The organism is Streptomyces niphimycinicus, assembly GCF_018883605.1.
In the GTDB taxonomy this organism is placed as follows: domain Bacteria; phylum Actinomycetota; class Actinomycetes; order Streptomycetales; family Streptomycetaceae; genus Streptomyces; species Streptomyces niphimycinicus.
On the sequence record NZ_JAHLEM010000830.1, the window covers coordinates 1 to 2,866 of the forward strand.

Annotated in this window: 3 protein-coding genes; 1 reads left to right on the top strand and 2 read right to left on the bottom strand. The window is 71.9% G+C overall.

Annotated features, from left to right (window positions below; all coding sequences use genetic code 11):
- Positions 1-94 precede the first annotated feature (94 nt).
- Both ftsL and rsmH read right to left on the bottom strand, forming a co-directional pair.
- The gene (gene ftsL / locus KN815_RS43650) at positions 95-679 is read right to left on the bottom strand and encodes a cell division protein FtsL (RefSeq protein WP_216347296.1); all 585 of its coding nucleotides are present in this window, start codon (positions 677-679) and stop codon (positions 95-97) included.
- A complete protein-coding gene (gene rsmH, locus KN815_RS43655) occupies positions 676-1,638 on the bottom strand; it encodes a 16S rRNA (cytosine(1402)-N(4))-methyltransferase RsmH (RefSeq protein WP_208521968.1) in 963 nt (320 codons plus the stop codon). The genes ftsL and rsmH overlap by 4 nt, the downstream gene beginning before the upstream one ends.
- 409 nt (positions 1,639-2,047) lie before the next feature.
- On the opposite strand from rsmH, the gene KN815_RS43660 reads away from it, so the two are divergent.
- Complete coding sequence (locus tag KN815_RS43660; RefSeq protein WP_216347297.1) at positions 2,048-2,602, top strand: beta-class carbonic anhydrase; 555 nt, start codon at positions 2,048-2,050, stop codon at positions 2,600-2,602.
- The last annotated feature ends 264 nt before the right edge of the window (positions 2,603-2,866 follow it).

Sequence of the window (2,866 nt, forward strand, 5' to 3'; positions counted from 1 at the left end):
GCCCTCGGCTCGGCGGCCGCCCACAGCGCGCGGGCGGTGCTCCGCGCGGGCGGGCCGGGCTGGGCGCGGGCTGGGGATCGCGTCACCGTGTCACCTACTGAGGGGCCGGGGTGGACTGCGCGGAAGCGGAGGAGGTTGCGGAGAGGGCGGTGGGCAACCCCCACGGGGCCACGGACGCCGTGCCCGTGCCCGCACCGGACGGGGTGGCGGTCGGCGGCGCGAGGACGGACGGGGTGGGCGACGCCCCGGACCGGGCGGGCGACGCCTGGGACGGCGTGGGGCCGAGCGGGGACGGCAGCACCGGGCCGGGGGCGCCGAGCACCGAGGGCTGCCCCGAGGCGGGGGCGGGCACCCCGCTGACCGAGCCGTCCGGGTTGAGGAAGGCGGGGCTGCCGCCGGGCACCATCCCCAGCTCCCGGGCGCGCCGCTCCAGTTCGGCGGGCGCGGAGAGCTGGTCGACGTCCTGCTGGAGCGCCTGGCGCTCGTCGGTGAGCTCCCCGGTCTGCTTCTCGAGCCTGCTGAGCTCGAACGACCCCTGGTTGAGGGAGGAGTTCAGCAGCAGCAGCGCGATCAGGCCGGAGCCGAGCAGGACCACGACGAGCAGCACGAAGGGCGTGCGCCTGGCCGTGGCGCCTCCCGGCACCGGCCGGCCTTTCGGCCCCGTCCCCCTCGTACTCATGGACCGACCTCTTCCCGGATGCGCTCCGCCCCCCGGAACCGCGCCGGGGCGGCCCGCCGGTTCTCGGCGATCTCCTCCTCGGTGGGCAGCTCCGCGCCGCGGGTGAGCAGCTTCAGCCGGGGCTGGTACTGCTCGGGGATGACCGGCAGCCCGGGGGGCGCCGTATTGCGGGCACCGGCCGCGAACACCTGCTTGACCAGGCGGTCCTCCAGCGAGTGATACGACAGCACGGCGATCCGCCCGCCGACCGCGAGCGTCCCCACGGCCGCCGGAATGGCCCGCTCCAGGACCGCGAGCTCGCCGTTGACCTCGATCCGCAGCGCCTGGAAGGTGCGCTTGGCCGGATTGCCACCGGTGCGCTTGGCGGCCTGCGGCAGCGCCGCGCGGATCAGCTCGACGAGCCGGGCGCTGTTGGTGAACGGCTCCTTGGCGCGCTCGCGCACCACCGCGTCCACGATCTTCTTGGCGAACTTCTCCTCGCCGTACGCCCGCAGGATGCGCACCAGCTCGCCCGGCGGATAGGTGTTGAGCACCTCCGCCGCGCTGACTCCGGTGGTCTGGTCCATCCGCATGTCCAGCGGGGCGTCCTGGGCGTAGGCGAAACCGCGCTCGGCCTCGTCGAGCTGCATGGAGGACACGCCGAGGTCGAAGAGGATCCCCTGGACGCGCGGGACGCCGAGCCGGTCGAGGACCTCGGGCAGCTCGTCGTAGACCGCGTGGACCAGCGTGGCCCGGTCGCCGTACGGGGCGAGCCGCTCACCGGCGAGGCGCAGCGCGGACGGGTCGCGGTCCAGGGCGATGAGCCGGGCCTCGGGGAAGTCGCGCAACAGCGCCTCGCTGTGGCCGCCGAGGCCCAGCGTGCAGTCGACCACGACCGCGCCGGGCCGGGCGAGAGCGGGGGCCAGCATGTCCAGGCAGCGCTGGAGCATGACGGGAACATGGAGAGCGTTGCTGCTCATTGCGCTGCTGGTGCGCCCTTCTGAGGATCGGGCGAGGATGGTACGCACCTCCGGGTCCCCGCCCGCTCTGAAGGGGAAGTGGCCTACTGGCGCCGGGGAAGTGACGTCAGGCGACCGGAGCGGGAGGAGGCCGAGGGGTACGTACGCACCGCGCTCACGCGAAATTCCGGGATCCGAGGGGAGCGTCACGCCTCCCACTTCGCGCCACTTTAGTCCACTCGTCCCTTCGGTCAACCAACCGGCCAGCGCGTCCCGCCCCGGGGGTGGCATCACCTCCCTCGGACACCACACCGAGGGGCACGGGGGGCTGTGGGTTGCCTCACATCACCCGCTCGGCCCACCCCGTTGCCCCCGTTTGCCCTACCTAAAGAGAAGACAAAATCCCCTGGTGAGAGGTAGCGTCGTCATCATGCCGATAGCAGCGCCGCAGCCGAATCCGTCCACCGACCGCGACGCCCGTACGGGAGACACGGTCACCGACCGCCTCGTGGAGGCCAACCGCACGTACGCCGAGAAGTTCACCGACCCCGGAATGGACGCGCGCCCCGTGCAGCGCGTCGCCGTCGTCGCATGCATGGACGCCCGTCTGGACCTGCACGAGGCGCTCGGCCTGGAGCTGGGCGACTGCCACACCATCCGTAACGCCGGCGGTGTGGTCACCGACGACATCATCCGGTCCCTGACCATCAGCCAGCGCGCGCTCGGGACCCGCAGCGTGGTGCTCATCCACCACACCGGCTGCGGTCTGCTGAACCTCACCGAGGACTTCCGGCATGAGCTGGAGGAGGAGGTGGGCCAGCGTCCGTCGTGGGCGGTCGAGGCGTTCAAGGACCTCGACGCCGATGTCCGCCAGTCGATGCAGCGGGTGCGCACCTCGCCGTTCCTGCTGCACACCGACGACGTCCGCGGTTTCGTCTTCGATGTGACGACGGGTCTGCTGCGGGAGGTCACGCCGCGCGCCTGAGGGATGCCGAGGTTGCTGAGGTCAATGAAGGGATTCAGCACCCGAACTCGTACAAGCGTGACAAATAACCCCGGGTTATCCACAGCCGAGTGACGCGAGGCCGCGGAGACCGCAAGAATGCATAGGTGACATCGCCCCCCGCAACCACGCGGGGGACCGATGTCAGCGTTTGCGGTGGGCCGGTCCGTTCCGAGGGCAACGGCCCTGAGAACGGGCCGAGGAGGGCCGGGTGACGACCTATGACGAGCGAGCGAGCCTCAGCGA